Raw genomic sequence first — 24,334 nt, 5'->3', positions numbered from 1 at the left:
GGCCCTGACAGGGGTTCAGCTCAGCCGCGGTCAGCCGTTGCGCTTCCAGCGCGGCTTGTCGTCGCGGCGGCCGCCGAAGGAGCCGGTCGAACCGGAGCCCGACGGGCGGTGGTCGTCGCGGCGGCCGTACGGGCGGTCGCCGGCGCCGCCGGAGCGGAAGCCACCGGACGGACGGTCGTCGCGACGGTCGCGGTTGAACGGACGGTCGCCGCCACCGGAGCGGAAGCCGCCGCCGGAGGTGCGGTCGTCACGGTTGTACGTGCCGTTGCCCGTGGCCGGACGGTCGCCACCGGAGCGGAAGCCACCGGACGGACGGTCGTCACGGCGGAAGCCGCCACGGTCGCTACCACGGTCATCACGGTTGAAACCACCCGAGGGGCGGTCGTCGCGACGGAAGCCGCCACCGGCGGGGCGGTCGCCACCGGAGCGGAAGCCGCCACCGGCGGGACGGTCGCCACCGGAGCGGAAGCCGCCGGACGGACGGTCGTCACGGCGGAAGCCGCCACGGTCGCCACCACGGTCATCACGGTTGAAACCACCCGAGGGACGGTCGCCACCGGAGCGGAAGCCGCCACCGGCGGGACGGTCGCCACCGGAGCGGAAGCCACCGGACGGACGGTCGTCACGACGGAAGCCGCCACGGTCGCCACCACGGTCATCACGGTTGAAACCACCGGAGGGACGGCCACCGCGGTCGCCGCGGTCGTCACGGCGGAAGCCGCCGCGGTCACCGCCGCGGTCGCCACCACGGTTGTCGCGACGCTCGAAGTTGCCGCGGTCGTCGCGCTGGGCGCGCTGCTCCTCGCGGCGCTCCTGCGCGGCCAGTTCGGCGGCAGCGGCAGCGGCGGCGGCAGCGACCTCGGCCTCGGCGGCCTCGGCCACCTCGGCGACAGCGACCTCGGGGTCCTCGCCGCGCTCACGCGCGGAGCGGGCGACCAGGCGGTCGGCCTCCTCGCGCAGCTCCACGGCGCGGCGCGACAGGCGCTCGAGCTGCTTGGTGAGCTCGGCGACCTCGCGCTCGGCCTGCTTCGCGGCGTTGTTCGCGGAGTCGGCCTGGACCTCGGTCAGCGAACGGGCACCGGTGATCTCGGCGACCTCCGGGTCGAAGGCGCCGACGCCCTGGACGATGTGGCGCGTGGCGTCGACGCCCGCGTCCTCCATCAGGCGGAAGATCTGGCGGCGCTGGTGCGGGAGCGCCAGCGACACGACGACACCGGACTTGCCGGCGCGGGCGGTACGGCCCGAGCGGTGCAGGTAGTCCTTGTGGTCACCGGCCGGGTCCACGTTCAGGACCAGGTCGATGCCGTCGACGTGGATGCCGCGGGCGGCGACGTCGGTGGCGACGAGCGCGTTGACGTAGCCGTCCTTGAAGTCGGCGAGGACGCGGGTACGGGCGCCCTGCGTCATGCCGCCGTGCAGCGCGTCGGCCTTCACGCCGGACTCGACGAGCTGCTCGGCGATGCGGTCGGCGCCCAGCTGGGTGCGGACGAAGATGATGGTGCGGCCCTTGCGGGCGGCGATGGCGGCCGTGACCGGCGCCTTGTCCTTCGGCTTCACGACGAGCACGTGGTGCGTCATGGTCGTGACGTTGCCCTGCGCGCTGTCGACCTCGTGCGTGACGGGGTTGGTCAGGTAGCGCTTGACCAGGGTGCCGATCTCGTTCTCCATGGTGGCGGAGAAGAGCATGCGCTGGCCGCCGCCGGGGATCTGGTCGAGCAGCTCGGTGACCTCGGGCAGGAAGCCCAGGTCCGCCATCTGGTCGGCCTCGTCGAGCACCGCGACCTGGACGTTCGCCAGGGAGCAGGCGCCCCGGTTGATGATGTCGCGCAGACGGCCGGGGGTGGCGACGAGGACGTCGACACCGCGCTCCAGAGCGAAGATCTGGTTGCTCATGGAGGTACCGCCGCAGACGACCTTCATCTTCAGGCCGAGCACGTCGCCGTAGGGCTGCAGGGCGTCCGCGACCTGCATCGCGAGCTCACGCGTCGGCGTGAGGATGATGGCGCGGGGCTTCTTCTTCTCGGTGTGCCCGCCGGCCAGGGAGGCCAGGGTCGGGAGACCGAAGGAGAGGGTCTTGCCGGAGCCGGTGCGGCCGCGGCCGAGGATGTCCTTGCCGGCCAGGGCGTCCGGGATGGTCGCGGCCTGGATCGGGAACGGGGCGGTGACGCCGTTCTGCGCGAGCTTGCGCACGATGCCTTCGGGCAGACCGAGGTCGGTGAAGGTGATCGTGGGCTCGGCGTCGGCGTCGGACTCGTCGTCGCCCTCGGCGTCGACGGAGTCGAGGGACTGGTCGGTCGTCACGTCGGCCTCAAGGGCCTCGATGGTCTCGTCGACCACAAGGGTCTCTACTGCGTCGACGATCTCGTTCGAGTCGTTCTCGGGCATGACGGCACGGTCAGAACTGGAAATGGACATGCGAAATGCGAAACCTTCCGGAGTCTCGGCACGCGCCCAAACTCCGTGAATCGCAAATCGACCGCCTCAATGCGGTCAGCCACGGTTAGGGAGAGTACGCGCCACACGGCGCTCTTCGGATTCGGCGCCGGGCAATGGGATCAAACGATCTATAACCATACGCACCCTCCCCCGGGTCTGGCAAGTCACTCCGGTAGGAGCGGCTCTGACCTGCACAGATGGCCTGAGCCCGGGGGGTGGGGCGGAGCGGGGAAGGGGCGAGGGCGAACCGGGATACGAGGCCGGAGCGGCTCCCCGGCTACGAGCCCGCCGGGGTGCTCGGCTCCGGCTGCGGGCTCGGCGGCGGCGTGGATTCCGTCACAGGAGGCGTCGTGGCCGGCGGCTCCGGAGTGGGGCTGTGCGAATGCTGTCCGCCACCCGGGCCGCCGGCACCGGAACCGCCCGATCCGCCGGAACCCGAGCCGCCGGATCCGCCCGCCCCGCCCGAGCCCCCTCCGGAGGGCTCCTGCGGCCCGTGGCCGCCCGCCCCGCCGCCCGGTCCCGCCGGCGGCGAGGGCACTCCCGGCTTGCCGCTCGGCGCTCCCGGGCTCGGCGAACCCCCGGTCGCACCGGACGCCTTGCCGTCCTCCTTGGGCTTGCCGTCCTGGCCCCCCGCCTTCGCGCCGTGCCCCTGGCCGTGCGCACCGGACCCGCGGCCGGCCGTGGACCCTCCGCCCGCCGCGGCGCCGCGGCCGTCGGACGAGGCGGAGGGCCCGGGTTTCGCCGGGTCCTCGCCGACACTCATGCAGCCCGCCGTCGCCGCGACCGCGAACGCGGTGACGGCCAGTCGGAGGGAAGCGGACAACTGGCGCACGAGGGCACCTCCGAGCCTGAGGGGTGAGCGGTCCGCATGTGCGGGTCAAACAGCCCAACTCCCTTCGGCCGGTCGGGGACACGCCCCTCAGCCGAAGAGCTGCCGCGCCACCTGCGACCCCAGGTGCACGGCGCCCAGCCCGACCAGCACCGATGCCGCCACGTTCGCCGCGGCGAGGATCTTCCGGCCGCGCTCGGCCAGCCGCAGGGTCTCGTACGAGAAGGTCGAGTACGTGCTCAGCGCGCCGCACAGCCCCGTCCCCAGCAGCAGCTCCAGCCGGCTGGAGGAGGCCCCGGCCAGCAGCGCTCCGGTCAGCACCCCCAGCAGCAGGCAGGCGGCCGCGTTGACCGCGAACGTGCCCCAGGGGAACGGCGAATCGTGCCGCGCCTGCACCGCACGGTCCGTCAGGTACCGCAGCGGCGCCCCGACCACCGCGCCCGCCACCACGAGCAGCCAGTTCACCGGGCCGCCGCCCCCCCCCGGACCGCCCGCCCCCGCACCGCGCGCCGCGTCACCGAGGCCGCCGCCCACACCCCGCCGAGCGCCGCGGCCAACGTGAGCCCGGCGTACGCCAGCGCGGTGCCCGCCTCCCCCTCGTCCAGGAGCCGCGAGAAGTCCACCGCGTACGTCGAGAAGGTGGTGAAGCCGCCCAGGATCCCGACCCCGGCGAAGGGCCGGAGCAGCGGATGCGGCGGCCTCCTGCCGCCCTCGCTGATCAGCACCATGAGTACGCCGATCAGCGCGCTGCCCACCGCGTTGATCACGAGGGTCGCCCACGGGAAGGCTCCGGGCCCGGCCGGCCACAGCAGGGAGATCCCGTACCGGGCCGAGGCCCCGAGGGCCCCGCCCGCCGCCACCGCCGCCAGCACCGGGCCCTGCGGCTCGGCGGCCTGCGCGGGCACCCGCAGGTCGACGTCCGGGTCGATGGCCTCGCCGCCGGGGACGGCCGGCCGGGTCATCCGTAGCCCAGCGCGTGCAGCCGCTCGTCGTCGATCCCGAAGTGGTGGGCGATCTCGTGCACCACGGTGACCTCCGTCTCGGCGACCACGCTCTCCCGGTCCTCGCACATCCGCAACGTGGGGTTCCGGTAGATCGTGATCCGGTCCGGCAGGACCCCGGCGTACCACTCGCCGCGGTCCGTCAGCGGGGTCCCCTCGTACAGACCGAGCAGCTCGGGATCGTCGGCGGGCGGTTCGTCCTCGACGAACACCGCCACGTTGTCCATCAGCCGCGTCAGCTCCGGCGGGATCCTGTCCAGGGCCTCTGCGACGAGCTCTTCGAACTCTTCGCGCGTCATCTCCAGCACCGGGCCATTGTCCCCCCGGCGGGGCCGCCTGCCGGGTGGCCGGGGGAAACCGTTTTGGCGATAGCTCCCCGGATCCCATATGCTTCTCACGTCCCCGACGCGCTGGAAAGTGCCCGGCGGGCCTTTAGCCCTCATCGTCTAGTGGCCCAGGACGCCGCCCTTTCAAGGCGGTAGCACGGGTTCGAATCCCGTTGGGGGTACGCATTACCGTGTGCAAGACTTGTCTCGCACACTGCAAGGTCCTGTGGAGCAGTTGGTTAGCTCGCCACCCTGTCAAGGTGGAGGTCGCGGGTTCAAGTCCCGTCAGGATCGCTGAAGCCGGAAACGGCTTCGTGGCTGGGTAGCTCAGTTGGTACGAGCGATCGCCTGAAAAGCGATAGGTCGCCGGTTCGACCCCGGCCCCAGCCACCATCCAGAAGGCCCCGTCCATCGGACGGGGCCTTCTGTGGTTACTCCGCCCCCGCAGTCTCCGCCGCCTCGTCCGTACGGGTCCCGCAGCGCCACCGCGCCACCCCGACGGCCGCCGCCCCCGCCGCGACCAGGCCGAGCAGCGCCCAGTCCGGGACCCCGTCCGCCACCGACCGGACCCACGCCTCCACCGCGAACGAGTCGTCCACGTCCAGCAGCCCGGGCAGCGCGCTCGCTCCGTCGAAGACCAGGAACATGGCGCCCAGGGCGATGAAGAACAGCCCGGACAGCAGCGAGGTGGTGTGCAGCTCGAAGCGGCCCAGCGAGACGGCCCGACCGCGCAGCCAGCGCCGCCGGCCCAGGTCGAACCGCTCCCACAGCAGCGCCAGCAGGAACAGCGGTACGGCCATCCCCAGGGCGTAGACGGCCAGCAGCAGGCCCCCGTAGACCGGGCTGCCGCTGACCGCCGCCACGGTCAGGACGCTGCCCAGGATCGGACCCGCGCAGAATCCGGCCAGCCCGTAGACCGCCCCCAGCGCGTACACCGACAGCGCCGTCGTCGGCCGGATCCGCCCCGACAGCTCGGAGGCGCGCTTCGAGGCGAAGCCCAGCCCGAGGATCTGGGCCAGCCCGAGCGCGATGATCAGCCAGCCGCCGGCGAGGACGAGCGCGTCGCGGTTGCCGTGGAAGAACCGTCCGGCGTACGAGCCGGCCGCCCCCAGCGGTACGAGCGTGGTCGCGAGGCCCGCGTAGAAGATCCCGGTGCGCGCCAGCAGCCGGGACGTGGAGTCGATCGAGTACGCGAAGAAGGCGGGCAGCAGCAGCGCGCTGCACGGGCTGAGCAGCGCGAGGAGGCCGCCCAGCAGGGCGGCCAGGTATCCGATGCCGTTCACGGGCGGGCCGCCGCCTTCGCCTTGGCGATGGCGGCGGTGAAGGCGCCGAGGGGCTGGGCGCCCGCGATCGGCTGCCCGTTGACCAGGAACGACGGGGTGGAGGTCACCCCGATCCGGTAGCCCTCGTCCTGGTCCTTCTTCAGGGCCGCCGCGGCCTGTTCGCCGGCCAGGTCCTTCTGGAAGCGCTCCAGGTCGGGGACGCCCGCCTGCTCGGCCAGCTCCACGAGGCGGGCCTCGCCGAAGCCCTTCTCCTTGGCGCCGTCGGCGTAGGCGGCCGCGTGGAAGGCGGCGAAGCGGTCCTGTTGCCCGGCGGCCCAGGCGGCCTTGGCGGCGGCCTCGGAGTCGGCGCCGAAGATCGGGAAGTTGCGCCACTCGATGCGCAGGGTGCCGTCCTCCACGTACTTCCGGACCAGCTCGGGCTCGGTGTCCCGGGCGAACTTGGCGCAGTAGCCGCACTTGAAGTCGGAGTACTCGATCAGCACCACGGGGGCGTCGGCGCGGCCGACGGCGAGTTTGTCGCCGGGCTCGCGGCGGGCCAGCGCCTTCAGCTCGGCGGCCGGGTCGGTCCGGGGCGCCGCGGAGGCGCCGGAGCCGGCGGTGGGCCGGTCGGTGGAGGCGGTGGAGGCCTGCCACGAGACGAGGCCGAGGGTGAGCGCGGCGAGGGCGACCCCGGCGGCGATGTGCAGGGGCTTGCCGGACTTCCGGCCGGGCCTGCCGGGCTTGCCCGGCTTGCGGGTCTGGCTGGTGTCGGCCGGCTTGCCGGACGTGGGGGTGGACATGCGTGCTCCAGGGCTGCGGGATGGTGAGGCGGACCGGTGGGATGCTGACCGGCCCTCCTAGACCCGCATCACGGACAGCTCCACCGGGCCGGGCGCCGGCTGGCCGGGCCCGCGTACGAGGACCCGTACGGGTATCGCCCGGCAGTCCCCGGCCCGGCCCGCCGAGAGCCGCCCGGCGGCCGGGACGTGGGCGTGGGACGGGTCCGCGGCGCGGTTCGGAACGGCGGGCGGGCGGCCGTGGTCCCCGGGCCCGGGAGCGCAGGACGGGCCTCCGCCCTCGGAGGCCGCCGCGGCCCCGTGGGCCGGCGGCGGGGCCCACGGGGCCGCGGCGGCCGGCAGCGCACAGCCCACCAGCAGGGCCAGTACGGCGCCGAGCAGGCACCACACACGGCTGCGGCGGGACAAGGTGGGCTGCCTCTCACTCGTACGGCCGGGGGACTCGTCCCGAAATGGTACGGGTCCGCCCCACAAATGCGTTCGCCACCCGGCGGCCCCGGGTGAGATCCTCGACCAGGTATGTCTACTTCCTTCGCCGCCCTGCAGACGCTTCTCGGTGAGATCTCCCTCCGCGACGCGCACCGCCTAGGCCGTCGCCTCGAGGGCGCCCGCCGTATCCGCAAGCCCGAGGCCAGGCAGGCCGTGCTCGACGAGATCGCCGCGGAGGCCGCGAAGGCCGCCGGGCGACTGTCCGGCCGTGCCTCGCGGATGCCCGAGATCACCTATCCCGAGAACCTGCCCGTCAGCCAGAAGAAGGACGAGATCGCCGAGGCGATACGCGACCACCAGGTCGTGATCGTCGCGGGCGAGACCGGCTCCGGCAAGACCACGCAGATCCCCAAGATCTGCATGGAGCTGGGCCGCGGCGTCCGGGGCATGATCGGGCACACCCAGCCCCGCCGGATCGCCGCCCGCACGGTCGCGGAGCGCATCGCCGAGGAGCTGAAGTCCGAGATCGGCCAGACGGTCGGCTGGAAGGTCCGCTTCACCGACCAGGTGGACCCGGACGCGACCTTCGTGAAGCTGATGACGGACGGCATCCTGCTCGCCGAGATCCAGACGGACCGCGAGCTGCGCGCGTACGACACGATCATCATCGACGAGGCCCACGAGCGGTCGCTGAACATCGACTTCCTGCTCGGCTACCTGGCCACGCTGCTGCCCAAGCGCCCCGACCTCAAGGTGGTCGTCACCTCCGCCACCATCGACCCGGAGCGGTTCTCCCGGCACTTCGGGGACGCGCCGATCGTCGAGGTCAGCGGGCGGACGTATCCGGTGGAGGTCCGCTACCGGCCGCTCCTGGAAGAGGACTCCGAGGAGAGCGACCGGGACCAGATCACCGCGATCTGCGAGGCCGTGGACGAGCTCCAGGCCGAGGGCGCGGGCGACATCCTGGTCTTCCTCTCCGGAGAGCGCGAGATCCGCGACACGGCGGACGCGCTGAACAAGCGGAATCTGCGCTTCACAGAGGTCCTCCCCCTCTACGCGCGGCTCTCGCACGCCGAGCAGCACCGGGTCTTCCAGCAGCACACGGGCCGCCGGATCGTCCTCGCCACCAACGTCGCCGAGACCTCCCTGACCGTCCCGGGCATCAAGTACGTGATCGACCCGGGCACCGCCCGGATCTCCCGCTACAGCCACCGCACCAAGGTGCAGCGCCTGCCCATCGAGCGGATCTCGCAGGCCAGCGCCAACCAGCGCAAGGGCCGCTGCGGCCGCACCAGCGACGGCATCTGCATCCGGCTCTACTCCGAGGACGACTTCAACGCCCGGCCGGAGTTCACGGACGCGGAGATCCTGCGCACCAACCTGGCCTCCGTCATCCTCCAGATGACCGCCGCGGGGCTGGGCGAGATCGAGAAGTTCCCCTTCCTCGACCCGCCGGACCACCGCAACATCCGCGACGGCGTGCAGCTGCTCCAGGAGCTCGGGGCCCTCGACCCGGCGGAGAAGGATCCGAAGAAGCGGCTCACGCAGATGGGCCGCCAGCTCTCCCAGCTGCCCGTGGACCCGCGCCTGGCCCGCATGGTCGTGGAGGCGGACAAGAACAACTGCGTCCGCGAGGTCATGGTCATCGCGGCGGCCCTGTCCATCCAGGACCCGCGCGAGCGGCCCTCGGACAAGCAGACCCAGGCCGACCAGAACCACGCCCGCTTCAAGGACGAGACCAGCGACTTCCTCTCGTTCCTGAACATGTGGCGCTACGTGCGCGAGCAGCAGAAGGAGCGCGGCTCGTCCTCCTTCCGCCGGATGTGCAAGCAGGAGTACCTGAACTTCCTGCGGATCCGCGAGTGGCAGGACATCTACTCGCAGCTGCGCACGGTCGCCAAGACCATGGGGATCCACGTCAACGAGGCCGACGCGCCCGAGACGAGCATCCACATCTCCCTGCTGGCCGGCCTGCTCTCGCACATCGGGCTCAAGGACACCGACAAGAACGAGTACCTGGGGGCCCGGTCCGCCAAGTTCGCGATCTTCCCGGGCTCGGCGCTCTTCAAGAAGCAGCCGAAGTTCCTGATGTCGGCGGAGCTGGTGGAGACCTCGCGGCTGTGGGCCCGGGTCAACGCCAAGGTGGAGGCCGAGTGGGTCGAGCCCCTCGCCCAGCACCTGATCAAGCGCACGTACAGCGAGCCGCACTGGGAGAAGGACCAGGCGGCCGTGATGGCCTACGAGAAGGTCACGCTGTACGGCGTGCCGATCGTGGCGCAGCGGAAGATCAACTACGGCCGGATCGACCCCGAGGTCTCGCGCGAGCTGTTCATCCGCAACGCGCTGGTCGAGGGCGACTGGCGGACCCACCACAAGTTCTACGCGGACAACCGCAAGCTCCTCACCGAGGTGGAGGAGCTGGAGAACCGGGCCCGGCGCCGCGACATCGTGGTGGACGACGAGACCCTCTTCGACTTCTACGACCAGAAGATCCCGGCGCACGTGGTCTCCGGGGCGCACTTCGACTCCTGGTGGAAGCACAAGAAGCGCGAGGAGCCCGAACTCCTCGACTTCGAGCGGGAGATGCTGCTCACCGAGAAGGCGGCCGGGGTCACCAAGGCCGACTACCCGGACACCTGGCGGCAGGGGCAGCTGAAGTTCCGGGTGACCTACCAGTTCGAGCCGGGCGCGGACGCGGACGGTGTCACCGTGCACATTCCGCTCCAGGTGCTGAACCAGGTCACCGACGAGGGCTTCGACTGGCAGATCCCGGGTCTGCGGGAGGAAGTCGTCACGGAGCTGATCCGGTCGCTGCCCAAGCCGATCCGCCGCCACTACGTCCCGGCGCCCAACTTCGCCGGCCGCTTCCTGGACACGGCGGTGCCCCTGCAGGAGCCGCTGCCGGTCACGCTGGCCCGCGAACTCCAGCGCATGGTCGGGGTTCCGGTCTCGGCCGAGGACTTCGACCTCAGCCGGATCCCGGACCACCTCAAGATCACCTTCCGGATCGTCGACGAGCGCCGCAAGAACCTCGCCGAGGACAAGGACCTGGAGGCGCTGCGGCTGCGGCTGAAGCCGAAGGCCCGCCAGGCCCTCTCCCAGGCCGCCGCGGCCACCGCCGAGCGGGCGGGCGGGGAGTCGGTGGAGCGGACCGGGCTGACCGACTGGACCATCGGGACGCTGACGAAGGTCTTCGAGACCCGGCGGGCCGGCCAGCCGGTGAAGGCGTACCCGGCGCTGGTGGACGAGGGCGCGACCGTCTCCGTACGGCTCTTCGACACCGAGGCCGAGCAGCAGCAGGCGATGTGGCTGGGCACCCGGCGCCTCATCCTGCTGAACATCCCGGTCAATCCGGCGAAGTTCGCCTCGGACCACCTGACGAACCAGCAGAAGCTGGCCCTGTCCAGGAACCCGCACGGCTCCATCCAGGCACTGTTCGACGACTGCGCGACCGCGGCGGCCGACCGGCTGATCGCCGACCACGGCGGCCCCGCGTGGGACGAGGCCGGCTTCCGGGGGCTCTACGAGGCCGTCCGCGCCGACCTGGTGGACACGACCGTGCGCACGATCGGGCAGGTCCAGCAGGTGCTGGCCGCCTGGCAGGCGTGCGAGCGCCGGCTGAAGGCCAACAGCAGCCTCGCGCTGGCCGCCAACCTCCAGGACGTGAAGACGCAGCTGGCGGCCCTCATGCCGGCCGGCTTCGTGACGCTGGCCGGGCTGCGCAGGCTGCCCGACCTCATGCGCTACCTGGTGGCGGTGGACCGGCGGCTCCAGCAGATGCCCACGGGCGTCCAGCGCGACACCACGCGCATGGAGAAGGTGCACGAGATGCAGGACGAGTACGCGTGGCTGCTGGAGCAGATGCCCAAGGGCCGGCCCGTGCCGGCGGCGGTCACCGACATCCGCTGGATGATCGAGGAACTGCGCGTCAGCTACTTCGCGCACGCCCTCGGGACGGCGTACCCGATCTCCGACAAGCGGATCGTGAAGGCCGTGGACGCGGCCGCTCCGTGACCGGCCGCGTGGTCCGGTTCGACTGCACCCCCTGAGCTGCGGTACAGTCTGATTCGCAGCCGCCGAGCGGCCGCAAATCAAGGACCTGTGGAGCAGTTGGTTAGCTCGCCACCCTGTCAAGGTGGAGGTCGCGGGTTCAAGTCCCGTCAGGTTCGCAGAAACGTCAGGGCCCGCATCCCCTCAGGGGATGCGGGCCCTGACGCGTTGGCGGGGAAGGGCGCGGATGGCCTTGGGGGCTCCTGTGCTCCTGGGACCGCCGGGGCTCACCGTGGCCGTCCGCCGGCGCCGCACGCGGCCTTCCCGCGCCGCCAGGCCCTTCGGGGGCCCGTTCCGGCGTCCAGGGCGGTCCCGGCCGCCGCAAAGCCCCGCTCCGCCACGCCGCACCGCGGTCCGGCGCGCTGCGCCCCTCCCGCGCCGACAGCCCCACCCGCGAGAATCCCCCGTTCGTATGAGGCGCTCCGGCCGGGCACCCCCCTTACGGGGTGCATTCCCGTGCATACAAGAGTGATCATCTGTGACGGGAGTCACCGTATGAGTTTTTGAGATGTGTACGTTTATCGCACGCATACACCTGCTCGATTTAATATGTGCAATGGCACCCCACCCCGCCGGCCACCGCACACCAGCTCGACACCTGCCCGGTCCGGGCATAAAAAAGATCGCGCTGGACCCGGCGGAGTCCAGCGCGATCGACGACTGGTGAACCTGTTGGGGCAGGCTCAGTCGTATGAAGCCATGTGGGTTTCATCGGATTGGGGGACCCGATACGAACCCGTTAAAGCAGGGGTGCTTGCGCGACCTCAGGCCTCGCTGCGCTGCTGCGGAATTCCCGCGAGCAGTGCGCGAACCTCGGCCTCGCGGTAACGGCGGTGTCCACCCAGGGTGCGGATGGACGTGAGCTTGCCAGCCTTGGCCCAGCGGGTGACCGTCTTCGGGTCCACGCGAAACATCGTGGCAACCTCAGCCGGGGTCAGCAGCGGCTCGGCATCAGGGGTGCGAGCGGTCATGAGCGGCCTCCTCGGGAGAACCGAACCATCTCGGTTCTTTCCTCTAAATTCTGCACCTTGGCCCGCGTTGCCCGAAATGGACATACGCGGGCCGAGTCGGTTATAGGACGAACGGCTTGTCCTCGGCACTACAACTACACCATCCGTCCAGCCCCAAGGGCCAAACCGACGGAATTGCCCTCCGAGGTGTTCATCAGCGGCGGAAGCCGATGGACCGTCCCATAACGGACAGTCACCTCACTGTGACGATCAGTCACAGAGCGATCAGGAGTCGTCAGACCCCCCGTAGAGCGCAATGCCGAGCATTCCGCCCTTACTTGGACGGAAGGAACCCTCCCCGGACTCCTTGTCCTATTTTGGCACGAGGGTAGGGGAAGGGCGCAAGGGTGTGGTTAGTGCGGTCCGTCACGCTTGGGCCAATGGCCCGTATCGGGACGTAGGTCCTGGTACAACGTCCTTAAAGGGCGGATCAAGCCCCTGATCAGCCAGTTATGGCCGAAAGACCGATACGCGGGGGTACGTACGGGTGCTCCGGAGCCGGATCCGAGCCCGCCGAGCCCCCGGAAACTAATTCGCGAACAGTCTCTCCCGAACCGCCCTCCACCGTTCCGCGAGCTCCTCGTAGACCTCGGCCGCCCCCTCCTCGTCCCCCGCCCGCAGGGCCGCGATCCCCTCCGCCAGGTCGCCGGCCGAGCGGTCCGCCGCCAGCCGGTCCGCCGGGAGCGCGTGCAGCAGCCCTCCGTAGTCCAGTTCGACCATCGAGCGCGGGTGGAACTCCTCCAGCCAGCTCCCCACCTCCACCAGGCCCTCGGCGAGCAACCCGTACCCCTCCGCCGCCCGCAGGGTCCGCAGGGCGCGCGCCAGGCGCCGCCGCGCCTGCACCATCGGCGTCCGGTAGCGCAGCCGCTCGCCCGGCACGTACTCCCGCTCCTGGTCCGCCACCAGCACGAACCAGCGCAGCGGGACCTGCCACACCCCCGTACGGATCCACGGGCGGGCGTCCGGGTTCCGCTCGCGCCAGCGCTCGTACTCCTCGGCCGCCCGCCGGCGCACCGGCGGCGGGAGCGCCGCGTCGAGCACCGACGGCGGGAACCACTCGACCAGCTCCTCGAGCGCCAGCCAGCCGCGCAGCCGGGTCCGCCACGGGCAGACCAGCAGCACCCCGTCGACCTCCGCCGTGAAGGCGTCCGTGCTCTCGTGGGCCGGCACCCCCACCAGAGGCACCCGCACCAAGTCGGCGAGCGACCGGCGCAGTTCGTCCTGGGCGGTCGGGGCTGTCCCGCGCCGGGCGTAGTCGGCCCAGTGCGCCCGCTCCGGCTCCGGGAAGGCCGCCAGGGGCTCGTAGACGCGCAGGTAGGAGGCGTACGGGACGGCCGGCGCCGAGCGCGCGGACGGCAGCAGGGGTTCGGGGGATTCGCTCACGCTCTCGTACTCCCCTTTTTGCGGCTCCGCTACCTCCGGCGCGCCAGTGACACGGGAGTGTTCCGATCCTCGGACGGGCGGCCCCCGTACCCTCCGCAGGTCTTACGCTGCTCCCAGCACGCCCTCCCCCACCCGCAGGGCGGGCGTCATTTCCGCGCCGCACCTCTCCCATGGGAGTCACCACCGTGACCGAAATGACCGACGGCGTCCTGCACACCCTGTTCCGTACGGAGCAGGGCGGCCACGAGCAAGTCGTGCTGTGCCAGGACCGAGCCACTGGCCTGAAGGCCGTCATCGCGATCCACTCCACCGCACTGGGCCCCGCCCTCGGCGGCACGCGCTTCCACGCGTACGCCTCGGACGAGGAGGCCGTCCTCGACGCGCTGAACCTCGCGCGCGGCATGTCGTACAAGAACGCCCTCGCCGGCCTCGACCTCGGCGGCGGCAAGGCCGTGATCATCGGCGACCCCGACGTCCTCAAGAGCGAGGAACTGCTGCTGGCCTACGGCCGGTTCGTGGACTCCCTCGGCGGCCGCTACGTGACGGCCTGCGACGTCGGCACGTACGTGGCGGACATGGACGTCGTGGCCCGCGAGACCCGCTGGGCGACCGGCCGCTCCCCCGAGAACGGCGGCGCGGGCGACTCCTCGGTGCTCACCGCCTTCGGTGTCTTCCAGGGCATGCGCGCCAGCGCCCAGCACCTGTGGGGCGACCCGACCCTGCGCGGCCGCAAGGTCGGCGTGGCCGGCGTCGGCAAGGTCGGCCACTACCTGGTCGAGCACCTGCTGGCGGACGGCGCCGAGGTCGTGATCACGGACGTGCGCGAGGAGTCCGTGAGCCGGATCCTCGACAGGCACCCGGGCAAGGTCACCGCGGTCGCCGACACGGACGCGCTGATCCGCGTGGAGGGCCTGGACATCTACGCCCCCTGCGCGCTCGGCGGCGCACTGGACGACGACACCGTGCCGGCCCTCACCGCCAAGATCGTCTGCGGCGCGGCCAACAACCAGCTCGCCCACCCCGGCATCGAGAAGGACCTGCAGGACCGCGGGATCCTCTACGCCCCGGACTACGTGGTCAACGCGGGCGGCGTGATCCAGGTCGCCGACGAGCTGGTCGGCTTCGACTTCGACCGCTGCAAGGCCAAGGCCACGAAGATCTTCGACACCACCCTGGAGATCTTTGCTCGCGCGAAGACGGACGGTATCCCGCCGGCGGCGGCGGCGGACCGGATCGCCGAGCAGCGCATGGCGGACGCCCGCTCCGCCCGCTAGCCGGAGCCCCTTCCCGGGCCACTTGGGTGCGCCCGCCGGGGTGCGGGGAGACAGAACTCACTGCACTTCGGCGGGTCGCGGCCCAGGAAAGCGTTAAAATCGCGGTTGACCAGCGAGGACGGGGCGCCTTGTTGGTACTGCACCGGGGCGCGTCATGCGGGCGGCGTACCGTATGGCCGCGGAAGCAGGTACCGTTAAACCCCTACGGACGGTCTCTCCACGGAGAGCCCGCTCCGAACCATGAACGCGTGTCAGACTCTGGGGCCGTCGAGCCCCGTCACCGAGGGGGTCGAGCCATGGGGCGCGGCCGGGCCAAGGCCAAGCAGACAAAGGTCGCCCGCCAGCTGAAGTACAACAGCGGCGGGACTGACCTCTCGCGTCTGGCCAATGAGCTGGGCGCATCGCCGACAGAGCCGCTGCAGATCAGCGAGCCGGTCGAAGTCGATGACGATCTGGACGACGACGACCCGTACGCCAAGTACGCGGATCTCTACAACAGCGATGACGACGACGAGGACGAAGAGTCCGGTCCGTCGGCACAGCGTCGCGGCGCTTGACGCTTTCTCGAGAGCGTCTGCACGACAACGGCACAGACTGAAACCCGGTCCAGGGCATCGCCCCGGGCCGGGTTTCAGTGCTGCTCAGCTCGCGTAGGACCCGGTCAGGGTCGATCCCTCGGTGTGGTCGCCGCGCTCGACGATCTCACCGGCGACCCAGGAGTCGACGCCCCGGTCGGCCAGCGCCGTCAGGGCCACGTCCACCGACTCTGCGGGCACGACCGCCATCATGCCGACGCCCATGTTCAGCGTCTTCTCCAGTTCCAGGCGCTCGACCTGCCCGGCCTTGCCGACCAGGTCGAAGATGGCGCCGGGGGCCCAGGTCGAACGGTCGACCGCGGCGTGCAGGTGGTCCGGGACGACCCGGGCCAGGTTCGCCGCCAGGCCGCCGCCGGTGATGTGCGAGAAGGCGTGCACCTCGGCCGTCCGGGTGAGTGCCAGGCAGTCGAGCGAGTAGATCTTGGTGGGCTCCAGGAGCTCCTCGCCGAGGGTGCGGCCGAGCTCCTCGATCTCCTGCTCCAGGGACATCCCGGCCCGGTCGAGGAGGACGTGCCGGACCAGCGAGTACCCGTTCGAGTGAAGGCCGGACGAAGCCATCGCGATGACGGCGTCACCCTTACGGATGCGATCCGCGCCGAGCAGCCGGTCGTACTCGACGACACCGGTACCCGCGCCCGCCACGTCGAAGTCGTCCGGGCCCAGCAGGCCCGGGTGCTCGGCGGTCTCGCCGCCGACCAGGGCGCAGCCGGCGAGGACGCAGCCCTCGGCGATGCCCTTGACGATGGCCGCGACACGCTCGGGATGCACCTTGCCGACACAGATGTAGTCGGTCATGAAGAGCGGCTCCGCGCCGCAGACGACGATGTCGTCCATGACCATCGCGACCAGGTCGTGGCCGATCGTGTCGTACACGCCGAGCCGGCGGGCGATGTCGACCTTGGTGCCGACCCCGTCGGTGGCGGAGGCGAGCAGCGGGCGCTCGTAGCGCTTGAGGGCGGAGGCGTCGAAGAGGCCGGCGAAACCGCCGAGGCCGCCGAGCACCTCGGGGCGCTGGGTCTTCTTCACCCACTCCTTCATCAGCTCGACGGCGCGGTCTCCCGCTTCGATGTCCACGCCTGCGGCTGCGTAGCTGGCACCGGTGGTCTTCTCTGTCATGACAGGGAGAGCTTTCGTGTCGTTACTGCTGTCGGTGCCGGGCCCTGGGACCGCGTGATTTCTGGCCTGAAAGACAGGGCCCGGCGCAGGTGGAGCGAAGGTTACGGACGACGCAGCGCGTCGGCGGCGTCCGTGCCGCCCGCGAGCTCGGACTCCAGGAGCTGCTTGCCCAGGAGCTGCGGGTCGGGCAGCTCCATCGGGTACTCGCCGTCGAAGCAGGCACGGCAGAGGTTGGGCTTCTGGATGGTCGTCGCCTCGATCATCGAGTCGAGCGAGATGTACGAGAGCGAGTCCGCGCCCAGGGACGTGGCGATCTCGTCGACCGTCATGCCGTTGGCGATCAGCTCGGCCCGGGTGGCGAAGTCGATGCCGAAGAAGCACGGCCACTTCACCGGCGGCGAGGAGATCCGGATGTGGACCTCGGCCGCGCCGGCCTCGCGGAGCATCTTGACCAGGGCGCGCTGGGTGTTGCCGCGGACGATCGAGTCGTCGACGACCACCAGGCGCTTGCCCCGGATGACTTCCTTGAGCGGGTTGAGCTTCAGGCGGATGCCGAGCTGGCGGATCGTCTGCGAGGGCTGGATGAAGGTCCGGCCGACGTAGGCGTTCTTGACCAGGCCTGAGCCGTACGGGATCCCGCTGGCCTCCGCGTAGCCGACGGCGGCGGGCGTGCCCGACTCCGGCGTCGCTATGACCAGGTCGGCGTCGACCGGGGCTTCCTTGGCCAGGCGGCGGCCCATCTCGACACGCGAGAGGTAGACGTTCCGGCCGGCGATGTCGGTGTCCGGGCGCGCCAGGTAGACGTACTCGAAGACACAGCCCTTGGGCTTCGCTTCCGCGAATCGGGAGGTGCGCAGGCCGTTCTCGTCGATCGCGATGAGCTCGCCCGGCTCGACCTCTCGGACGAAGCTGGCGCCGCAGATGTCGAGGGCGGCGGTCTCGCTCGCGACCACCCAGCCGCGCTCCAGGCGGCCGAGGACCAGCGGGCGGATGCCCTGCGGGTCACGGGCGGTGTAGAGGGTCCCCTCGTCCATGAAGACGAGGGAGAAGGCGCCCTTGACCTTGGGGAGGACCTTGGTGGCCGACTCCTCGATCGTCAGGGGCTTGCCGTCCTCGTCGGTCTGCCCCGCGAGCAGGGCGGTGACCAGGTCGGTGTCGTTGGTGGCGGCCACCTGGGTGGCACGGCCGTCCTGACGGGGGAGGTCCGCGACCATCTCGGCGAGCTCGGCGGTGTTCACCAGGTTGCCGTTGTGACCCAGGGCGATGGAGCCGTGGGCGGTCGCGCGGAAGGTGGGCTGCGCGTTCTCCCAGACGGAGGCTCCGGTGGTCGAGTAGCGGGCGTGACCGACCGCGATATGACCTTGGAGCGAGCCGAGAGAGGTTTCGTCGAAGACCTGGGAAACGAGGCCCATGTCCTTGAAGACGAGGATCTGGGAACCGTTGCTCACAGCGATTCCCGCGGACTCTTGTCCGCGGTGCTGCAGTGCATACAGTCCGAAGTAGGTGAGCTTGGCGACCTCTTCACCCGGAGCCCAGACACCGAAGACGCCGCAAGCGTCCTGGGGGCCTTTCTCGCCGGGGAGAAGGTCGTGGTTGAGTCGTCCATCACCACGAGGCACACTACGAGTGTAGGCGAGGTCGACCACTGGTCCGAATTCGGGATGCCTGGGAAATGTCACAGCACAGAGGGTGACCGGGCCGCTCCGTCGCGGTATCCGGATTTCCTTTGTTTCACAGCCGTATGGGCATTCGTACAGGCTCTCGCCGCATGAGCCTCTCGGTGACCGCATCGTCACCCACCTCGGGCGCCGGCACGTAGCGCACCCTCCGACGGGGCGGCGCACGGGGGTCATTCGGCCGCCGTGGCTCCCTTGGCGGTGAGGCCCTTGCCGTCGGGGGCGGTCAGGGTCAGGTTCTGGCCCTGGATCTTCCAGGTGAGCGGGCCGCTGCCGAGCAGCGCGGTCAGGCTCCGCTCCACCTCGCCGGCCGGGCCCTCGCAGGCCATCCGGGTCGCGCTGAGCGGCCCGAAGGTGACCGAGGAGCCGTCGACGGTGGCCTTGGCGGTGAACCGGTTGCAGCCGAGGCCGCCGCTCGCCGCGCCGTCGGGGGTCAGGGTGAACCTCGCCTTGCCGGCCGCCTCGGCGGGGACGGAGGACACGGTCGCGCCGTCGACGAGCGAGTCGACGCTCCACTCGGTCGTGGCGAGCGGGGCGTCCGGTGCCGCGGGCTGCGAGGTCAGGGCGATGGTGCTTCCGTCGGGGGTCTTCAGGGTGAGCCGGTCGGGGCCCCGGTCGATGGTCAGCCGGCCCTTGAAGAGCTTGGCGAACGCGATCTCGAACTCCTGGTTCTCGCAGGCCATGGTGGTGCTCGCGCCGGGGGTCACGGTCACGGCGGAGGTGCCTTCGAAGACGGCCTTCGCCGTGAAGCCGTTGCAGCCGTAGTTGCCCGTGGCCTTGTCCGGCCCCAGCTCGACGCGGGCGACGGCCGGCGCGTGCAGGGTACGGCCGCCGGTGGTGAGGGACTCAACGGCCCAGGAGCCCTGGGGTTCGGGGAGCGGGCCGCTCCCGCTGTCCTCGGACTGGGCGCACGCGGAGAGCGCGAGGACGAGGGCCAGGCCGGTCGGAAGGTGCCTGAGGGTACGCATGCCGATGGGACGGACGAGGCGCCCGGACGGTTCCGCTCAGCTCATCAGGGGGAGCAGCGCGGACAGGTCGGCCCGCTCGCCGCTGGCCCTGACCTGCGCCTCGTCTCGGGCCGCGGCCCAGTCCGTACGGCCCGTCGCGAGCCGGATCCAGGTCAGCGGGTCGGTCTCCACCACGTTGGGCGGGGTGCCGCGGGTGTGGCGGGGGCCCTCGATGCACTGGACGACCGCGAAGGGCGGGATCCGCACCTCGACCGAGCCGCCCGGGGCCTTGAGGGCGAGGGCGTCGGCGAGCAGCCGGGTGCAGGCGGCCAGGGCCTGGCGCTCGATGGGGATGTCCGCCCCGGCGGCCCGGTTCAGGTCGTCGGTGTGGACCACCAGCTCCACGGTCCGGGTGACCAGGAAGTCGGCGAGGGTCATGTCGCCGATCCACAGGTTCAGCACCCGCGCGCCGGTGTTGGCCTCCAGCGCCCGGGCCATGCCGGCGGCCGCCCGCTCGTACAGCTCGGGGAGCGGGGCTCCGGCGAGGGTCTCGCGGGCGGCCTCGGAGATCTTCCCGGCGAGGGAGGCGGTGGCGAAGGGCCATTCGACGGCGGTCAGTTCGGGGACGGCGGCGGGCGGCCGCGCGAGGCCGGCGGCCAGCGAGTCCGCGATCCACGCGACGTGAGCGGCGAGGTCGGCGACGGTCCACTCCCCGAGCCCGCTGGGCCTCGCGAGCTGCTCGGGCCCCAACTCGCGCACGCCCCGGGCGACATGCCCGAACTGTGCGGTGACGGCCGCACGGATCTTGGCGGGGTCGTAGGCGCGCGGCTTCTTCTTGGCGGGCGGCATGACCTGACCCTACTGGGCCGCGGGCAGCACCGGTCCGGTGCAGCCGCGCCGCGTCGCGGCGTCGGCGGCGTAGGCCTTGAACAGCTCGTCGAGGCGCGGGCCGAGGACGGACCGGTAGCGGTACGGGACGGTCATCGTCAGGGTGGCCGGCCGCCCTTCGCAGGTCATCGAGCCGTAGAGCACGTCGCCGAGGCGGCCCGCCCTGCCGGGGATCACCGGGTCCGGACTGCGCGTGCCACGGACTTCGACCGCCACCGCGGCCGCGTCGTCGCCGACGTACGTGCGGGTCCGGACCCACCACGGTGAGATCCGCAGGATCCCGTCCAGGTCCAGGCGGGCCCGCTCGTCCGGGCTCAGCGTGGGGAAGATGCGCTCGGTGGCCTCGCGGCCCACCGCGAGCAGGCAGCTCTCCTCGCGGGCGGCGCCCGCGAGGGGCACTCCGGCGGCCCGGTCGGGCAGCCTGCCGCTGTCCGCCGTCCGCACGTGGGCGGCGTACCAGTCGCAGCTGTCCGACCGTTCGCCCACCGGTCCGAGTCCGGCGACGGGAGCGGGCAGCCGCTCGGGGAGTCCGGGCAGCCGGGTGCGGCAGCCCAACTTCGCGGCGGCGCCCTCGGCGGCCTGCCGTGCGAGGCGGGCCAGCCCCGGGCGGTCGCCGGCCTCGTGACCGGTGCTCGGGGCGGCGGCGGTGACGACGAGGCTGGTCATACCGCCCTTGGCCGGCTGCTCGCACCGGGCCACGACCGTGACGTCGGCGGGGCCGTAGTCGCCGAGCCGGCCGTCCCCGAGCGGCAGCCGGCCGGGGGTCCTGGTCCGCGCGGTCATGTCGTCCCGCGCACCGAGCCGCAGGGTGGCGAAGGGTTCCTCCCGGGAGTCCTCGACCGTGTGCAGGGCCCGCTCCTGGGGCAGCGCCTCCAGGGTGAGGGTGAACTGGCCGAGCCTGACGTCCCGGCCGTCGCGGTGCTCCAAGCGGTGCAGCACGCAGCGGCTCGGAAGCGCGTCGAAGCCGACCGTGCTCGGGTTCGGGCCCTTGCCGCCGAGCACGACCCGGTCGGCGCCGCCGTCCAGTCCCATGACCGCCCGGGCGTCCACCAGCCCGGCGCACGCCCGGGTGATCAGCGCCCGGCCGGCGGCACGGTCCTGGTGGGTCCGGTACGTGTCGTACAGCGCCCAGCCGCCGAGGACCAGGCCGCCCGCGCCGGCTGTGCACAGCAGCAGGTTGACCGCATTGCGCCATCGGCCCCGATCCGGCAGCATCCCGCCGCCGGTGGGCTCCAGTGGCTCGAACATCCCCGACCCCCCGCTCGTGCGACCGCGATGACGCGGCCGACCGTACCAACCCCCGCCCACGCACGAAGGCCCCGCCCACACGGTGGGCGGGGCCTTCGGCAGCCGAGGGGCGGATCAGGCCAGCAGGCCGGGGATCGTCGCCTCGTGGGCCTCGCGCAGTTCGGTCAGCGGGAGGGTGAACTCGCCCTGGACCTCGATCTCCTCGCCGTCCACCACGCCGATACGGGCGACCGGCAGGCCGCGCGCACCGCACATGTCGGTGAAGCGGAGCTCCTCGCTGCGCGGGACGGACACGATGGCCCGGCCCGCGGACTCGGAGAACAGGAAGGTGAAGGCGTCCAGGCCCTCCGGGACCACGATCCGCGCACCGTTGCCGCCGCGCAGACAGGACTCGGTGAGCGCCTGGATCACGCCGCCGTCGGACAGGTCGTGCGCGGCATCGATCATGCCGTCGCGCGAGGCGGAGATCAGGATCTCGCCCAGCAGCTTCTCGCGGCCCAGGTCCACCTTGGGCGGCAGGCCGCCGAGGTGGTTGTGGACGACCTGGGACCAGGCCGAGCCGCCGAACTCCTCCGCGGTGTCGCCCAGCAGGTACAGCAGCTGGCCGGCCTCCGAGAACGCCATCGGCGTACGGCGGTTGACGTCGTCGATCACGCCGAGGACCGCCACGACCGGGGTCGGGTGGATGGCGACGTCACCGGTCTGGTTGTAGAGCGAGACGTTGCCGCCGGTCACCGGGGTGCCCAGCTCCAGGCAGCCGTCGGCGAGACCGCGCGTGGCCTCGGCGAACTGCCACATCACGTCCGGGTCCTCCGGGGAGCCGAAGTTCAAGCAGTTCGAGATGGCCAGCGGCTTCGCTCCGGTCGCCGCGACGTTGCGGTACGACTCCGCCAGCGCCAGCTGCGCGCCCGCGTACGGGTCGAGCTTGGCGTAGCGCCCGTTGCCGTCGGTGGACATGGCCACGCCGAGGTTGGACTCCTCGTCGATGCGGACCATGCCCGCGTCCTCGGGCTGCGCGAGCACCGTGTTGCCCTGCACGAAGCGGTCGTACTGGTCGGTGACCCACGACTTCGACGCCTGGTTCGGGGAGGAGACCAGGGCCAGGACCTGCGCGCGCAGTTTGTCCGAAGTGGCCGGGCGCGCCAGCCGGTTCGCGTCGTCCGCCTGGAGCGCGTCCTGCCAGGAGGGGCGTGCGTAGGGGCGGTTGTAGACGGGGCCCTCGTGGGCGACGGTGCCCGGGGGCACGTCCACGATCTGCTCGCCGTGCCAGAAGATCTCCAGGCGCTCGCCGTCGGTCACTTCACCGATGACGGTGGCGATGACGTCCCACTTCTCGCAGATCTCCATGAACCGCTCGACGTACTGCGGCTCGACGATCGCGCACATGCGCTCCTGCGACTCGCTCATGAGGATTTCCTCGGGCGAGAGCGTCGCGTCGCGCAGCGGGACCGTGTCGAGCTCGACGCGCATGCCGCCGGAACCGGCGGAGGCCAGCTCGCTCGTGGCGCAGGAGAGCCCGGCGCCGCCGAGGTCCTGGATGCCCGCGACCAGCTTCTCCTTGAAGATCTCCAGGGTGCACTCGATCAGGAGCTTCTCCTGGAAGGGGTCGCCGACCTGGACGGCGGGGCGCTTCTTGGGCTTGCCCGTGCCATCGGCACTGTCAGACGCAGCGTCGAAGGTCTCGGACGCGAGGACCGAGACGCCGCCGATGCCGTCGCCGCCTGTGCGGGCGCCGTAGAGGATGACCTTGTTGCCGGGGCCGGAGGCCTTGGCGAGGTGGATGTCCTCGTGCTTCATCACGCCGATGCAGCCGGCGTTGACCAGCGGGTTGCCCTGGTAGCACTCGTCGAAGACGACCTCGCCGCCGATGTTGGCAAGGCCCAGGCAGTTGCCGTAGCCGCCGATGCCCGCGACGACCCCCGGCAGGACGCGCCTGGTGTCGGGGTGGTCGGCCGCGCCGAAGCGCAGCGGGTCCACGACGGCGACCGGGCGGGCGCCCATGGCGAGGATGTCGCGGACGATGCCGCCGATGCCGGTGGCCGCGCCCTGGTAGGGCTCGATGTACGAGGGGTGGTTGTGCGACTCCACCTTGAAGGTGACCGCGTAGCCCTGGCCGACGTCGACGACGCCGGCGTTCTCGCCGATGCCGACGAGCATGGCGTCGTTCTGCGGGACCTTCTCGCCGAACTGCTTCAGGTGGACCTTGCTGCTCTTGTACGAGCAGTGCTCGGACCACATGACCGAGTACATGGCGAGCTCGGCGCCCGTGGGGCGGCGGCCGAGGATCTCCCGGATGCGGGCGTACTCGTCCTCCTTGAGGCCGAGTTCCTTCCAGGGCTGCGCCGCGTCCGGGGTCTCGGTGGCGTTCTTGACCGTGTCGAGGCTCATGCGCTGACCAGCTTCTTCAGGACCGAGGTGAAGAACGGGAGGCCGTCGGTGCCGCCGGTTCCGATCAGCGGCTCGACCGCGTGCTCGGGGTGCGGCATCAGGCCGACGACGTTGCCCGCGGCGTTGGTGATGCCGGCGATGTCGCGCAGCGAGCCGTTCGGGTTCACGTCGACGTAGCGGAAGGCCACGCGGCCTTCGGCCTCCAGTTCGTCGAGCGTGCGCTCGTCGGCGGTGTAGCGGCCGTCCATGTTCTTGAGCGGCACGGAGACCTCCTGGCCGGCGGTGTAGTCGCCGGTCCACGCGGTCTCCGCGTTCTCCACCCGCAGCTTCTGGTCGCGGCAGATGAAGTGCAGGTGGTTGTTGCGGAGCATCGCCCCCGGCAGCAGGTGGGCCTCGGTGAGGACCTGGAAGCCGTTGCAGATCCCGAGGACGGGCATGCCGCCCTTGGCCTGCTCGATGATGGTGTCCATCACCGGCGAGAACCGGGAGATGGCTCCGGCGCGCAGGTAGTCCCCGTAGGAGAAGCCGCCCGCGAGGACGACCGCGTCGACCTGGTGCAGGTCCTTGTCGCGGTGCCAGAGCGAGACCGGCTCGGCCCCCGCGAGGCGGATGGCGCGCAGTGAGTCACGGTCGTCGAGCGTTCCGGGGAACGTGACGACTCCGATGCGAGTGGTCACC

At 71.4% G+C, this 24,334-nt stretch carries 20 protein-coding genes and 4 tRNA genes; 7 read left to right on the top strand and 17 right to left on the bottom strand.

The genetic code is table 11. The features are described 5' to 3' along the window. Positions 1 to 30: 30 nt before the first annotated feature. The 5 genes from BGK67_RS18980 to BGK67_RS18965 form a co-directional block, all read right to left on the bottom strand. Complete coding sequence (locus BGK67_RS18980) at positions 31 to 2,385, bottom strand: DEAD/DEAH box helicase (RefSeq protein WP_244291255.1); 2,355 nt, start codon at positions 2,383 to 2,385, stop codon at positions 31 to 33. 328 nt (positions 2,386 to 2,713) lie between these two features. Then, positions 2,714 to 3,268, bottom strand: a complete 555-nt coding sequence (locus tag BGK67_RS38340) for a hypothetical protein (protein ID WP_141754034.1) — start codon at positions 3,266 to 3,268, stop codon at positions 2,714 to 2,716. An 87-nt stretch (positions 3,269 to 3,355) separates the two neighbouring features. Next, entirely contained in the window at positions 3,356 to 3,730 is a 375-nt protein-coding gene (gene crcB / locus BGK67_RS18975) for a fluoride efflux transporter CrcB (protein ID WP_069923967.1), read from the bottom strand. Next, entirely contained in the window at positions 3,727 to 4,227 is a 501-nt protein-coding gene (locus tag BGK67_RS18970) for a FluC/FEX family fluoride channel (RefSeq protein WP_069921200.1), read from the bottom strand. The genes crcB and BGK67_RS18970 overlap by 4 nt, the downstream gene beginning before the upstream one ends. Continuing rightward, on the bottom strand, positions 4,224 to 4,574 hold the full coding sequence (locus BGK67_RS18965) for a metallopeptidase family protein (RefSeq protein WP_030012899.1): 351 nt from the start codon (positions 4,572 to 4,574) through the stop codon (positions 4,224 to 4,226). Before BGK67_RS18965 ends, BGK67_RS18970 begins: the two co-directional genes overlap by 4 nt. A gap of 127 nt (positions 4,575 to 4,701) precedes the next feature. Here BGK67_RS18965 and BGK67_RS18960 point away from each other — a divergent pair. The 3 genes from BGK67_RS18960 (at position 4,702) to BGK67_RS18950 (ending at position 4,985) form a co-directional block, all read left to right on the top strand. Next, a tRNA-Glu gene (locus BGK67_RS18960) sits at positions 4,702 to 4,774 on the top strand. 38 nt (positions 4,775 to 4,812) lie between these two features. Continuing rightward, positions 4,813 to 4,886: transfer RNA gene (locus BGK67_RS18955), tRNA-Asp, on the top strand. Positions 4,887 to 4,908: 22 nt separating this feature from the next. Beyond that, positions 4,909 to 4,985: transfer RNA gene (locus BGK67_RS18950), tRNA-Phe, on the top strand. Positions 4,986 to 5,023: 38 nt separating this feature from the next. Here the strand turns inward: BGK67_RS18950 and BGK67_RS18945 are convergent. From BGK67_RS18945 to BGK67_RS18935, 3 genes are read right to left on the bottom strand one after another with little or no spacing between them, the layout of a single operon-like run. After that, the gene (locus tag BGK67_RS18945) at positions 5,024 to 5,875 is read right to left on the bottom strand and encodes a cytochrome c biogenesis CcdA family protein (protein WP_069921199.1); all 852 of its coding nucleotides are present in this window, start codon (positions 5,873 to 5,875) and stop codon (positions 5,024 to 5,026) included. Further along, positions 5,872 to 6,654 (bottom strand): DsbA family protein, encoded by a 783-nt coding sequence (locus BGK67_RS18940; RefSeq protein WP_069921198.1) that lies wholly within the window; start codon positions 6,652 to 6,654, stop codon positions 5,872 to 5,874. The genes BGK67_RS18945 and BGK67_RS18940 overlap by 4 nt, the downstream gene beginning before the upstream one ends. A gap of 57 nt (positions 6,655 to 6,711) precedes the next feature. Then, complete coding sequence (locus tag BGK67_RS18935; protein ID WP_141754033.1) at positions 6,712 to 7,059, bottom strand: hypothetical protein; 348 nt, start codon at positions 7,057 to 7,059, stop codon at positions 6,712 to 6,714. Positions 7,060 to 7,170: 111 nt separating this feature from the next. Here BGK67_RS18935 and hrpA point away from each other — a divergent pair, with 111 nt between their 5' ends. Both hrpA and BGK67_RS18925 read left to right on the top strand, forming a co-directional pair. Next, positions 7,171 to 11,094: an ATP-dependent RNA helicase HrpA gene (hrpA, locus tag BGK67_RS18930; protein ID WP_069921196.1), complete on the top strand. Its 3,924-nt coding sequence runs from the start codon at positions 7,171 to 7,173 to the stop codon at positions 11,092 to 11,094. A gap of 81 nt (positions 11,095 to 11,175) precedes the next feature. Continuing rightward, positions 11,176 to 11,249, top strand: a tRNA-Asp gene (locus tag BGK67_RS18925). A 645-nt stretch (positions 11,250 to 11,894) separates the two neighbouring features. Here BGK67_RS18925 and bldC read toward each other — a convergent pair. After that, positions 11,895 to 12,101, bottom strand: coding sequence for a developmental transcriptional regulator BldC (bldC, locus tag BGK67_RS18920; RefSeq protein WP_003949541.1), 207 nt, complete (start codon positions 12,099 to 12,101; stop codon positions 11,895 to 11,897). Positions 12,102 to 12,668: 567 nt separating this feature from the next. Further along, positions 12,669 to 13,523 carry a DUF8083 family protein gene (locus tag BGK67_RS18915; RefSeq protein ID WP_244291254.1) on the bottom strand — a complete coding sequence of 285 codons (855 nt, stop codon included), beginning with the start codon at positions 13,521 to 13,523 and terminating at the stop codon, positions 12,669 to 12,671. A gap of 185 nt (positions 13,524 to 13,708) precedes the next feature. Here BGK67_RS18915 and BGK67_RS18910 point away from each other — a divergent pair, with 185 nt between their 5' ends. Together BGK67_RS18910 and BGK67_RS18905 are read left to right on the top strand one after the other, a co-directional pair. Continuing rightward, positions 13,709 to 14,797: a Leu/Phe/Val dehydrogenase gene (locus BGK67_RS18910; protein WP_069923965.1), complete on the top strand. Its 1,089-nt coding sequence runs from the start codon at positions 13,709 to 13,711 to the stop codon at positions 14,795 to 14,797. A gap of 296 nt (positions 14,798 to 15,093) precedes the next feature. Beyond that, on the top strand, positions 15,094 to 15,354 hold the full coding sequence (locus tag BGK67_RS18905; RefSeq protein WP_069921195.1) for a DUF3073 domain-containing protein: 261 nt from the start codon (positions 15,094 to 15,096) through the stop codon (positions 15,352 to 15,354). An 84-nt stretch (positions 15,355 to 15,438) separates the two neighbouring features. Here the strand turns inward: BGK67_RS18905 and purM are convergent, their stop codons facing one another. From purM to purQ, 7 genes are all read right to left on the bottom strand, one after another. Then, the gene (gene purM, locus BGK67_RS18900; protein WP_069921194.1) at positions 15,439 to 16,509 is read right to left on the bottom strand and encodes a phosphoribosylformylglycinamidine cyclo-ligase; all 1,071 of its coding nucleotides are present in this window, start codon (positions 16,507 to 16,509) and stop codon (positions 15,439 to 15,441) included. A 101-nt stretch (positions 16,510 to 16,610) separates the two neighbouring features. Beyond that, positions 16,611 to 18,128: an amidophosphoribosyltransferase gene (gene purF, locus BGK67_RS18895; RefSeq protein WP_069923964.1), complete on the bottom strand. Its 1,518-nt coding sequence runs from the start codon at positions 18,126 to 18,128 to the stop codon at positions 16,611 to 16,613. A gap of 230 nt (positions 18,129 to 18,358) precedes the next feature. Then, positions 18,359 to 19,153, bottom strand: coding sequence for an META domain-containing protein (locus BGK67_RS18890; protein WP_069921193.1), 795 nt, complete (start codon positions 19,151 to 19,153; stop codon positions 18,359 to 18,361). A gap of 36 nt (positions 19,154 to 19,189) precedes the next feature. Next, positions 19,190 to 19,981, bottom strand: coding sequence for a maleylpyruvate isomerase family mycothiol-dependent enzyme (locus BGK67_RS18885; RefSeq protein WP_069921192.1), 792 nt, complete (start codon positions 19,979 to 19,981; stop codon positions 19,190 to 19,192). 9 nt (positions 19,982 to 19,990) lie between these two features. Continuing rightward, positions 19,991 to 21,268 carry a hypothetical protein gene (locus BGK67_RS36365; RefSeq protein ID WP_079154266.1) on the bottom strand — a complete coding sequence of 426 codons (1,278 nt, stop codon included), beginning with the start codon at positions 21,266 to 21,268 and terminating at the stop codon, positions 19,991 to 19,993. Between the two features lie 114 nt (positions 21,269 to 21,382). Continuing rightward, a complete protein-coding gene (purL, locus tag BGK67_RS18875) occupies positions 21,383 to 23,656 on the bottom strand; it encodes a phosphoribosylformylglycinamidine synthase subunit PurL (RefSeq protein ID WP_069921191.1) in 2,274 nt (757 codons plus the stop codon). Beyond that, a complete protein-coding gene (gene purQ, locus BGK67_RS18870; protein WP_069921190.1) occupies positions 23,653 to 24,333 on the bottom strand; it encodes a phosphoribosylformylglycinamidine synthase subunit PurQ in 681 nt (226 codons plus the stop codon). The genes purL and purQ overlap by 4 nt, the downstream gene beginning before the upstream one ends. Position 24,334 lies beyond the last annotated feature (1 nt).

The organism is Streptomyces subrutilus (assembly GCF_001746425.1).
Taxonomy (GTDB): Bacteria; Actinomycetota; Actinomycetes; order Streptomycetales; family Streptomycetaceae; genus Streptomyces; species Streptomyces subrutilus_A.
The sequence above is the reverse complement of the archived record's forward strand: the minus strand, read 5'-3'. Positions and strand labels throughout refer to the sequence as shown.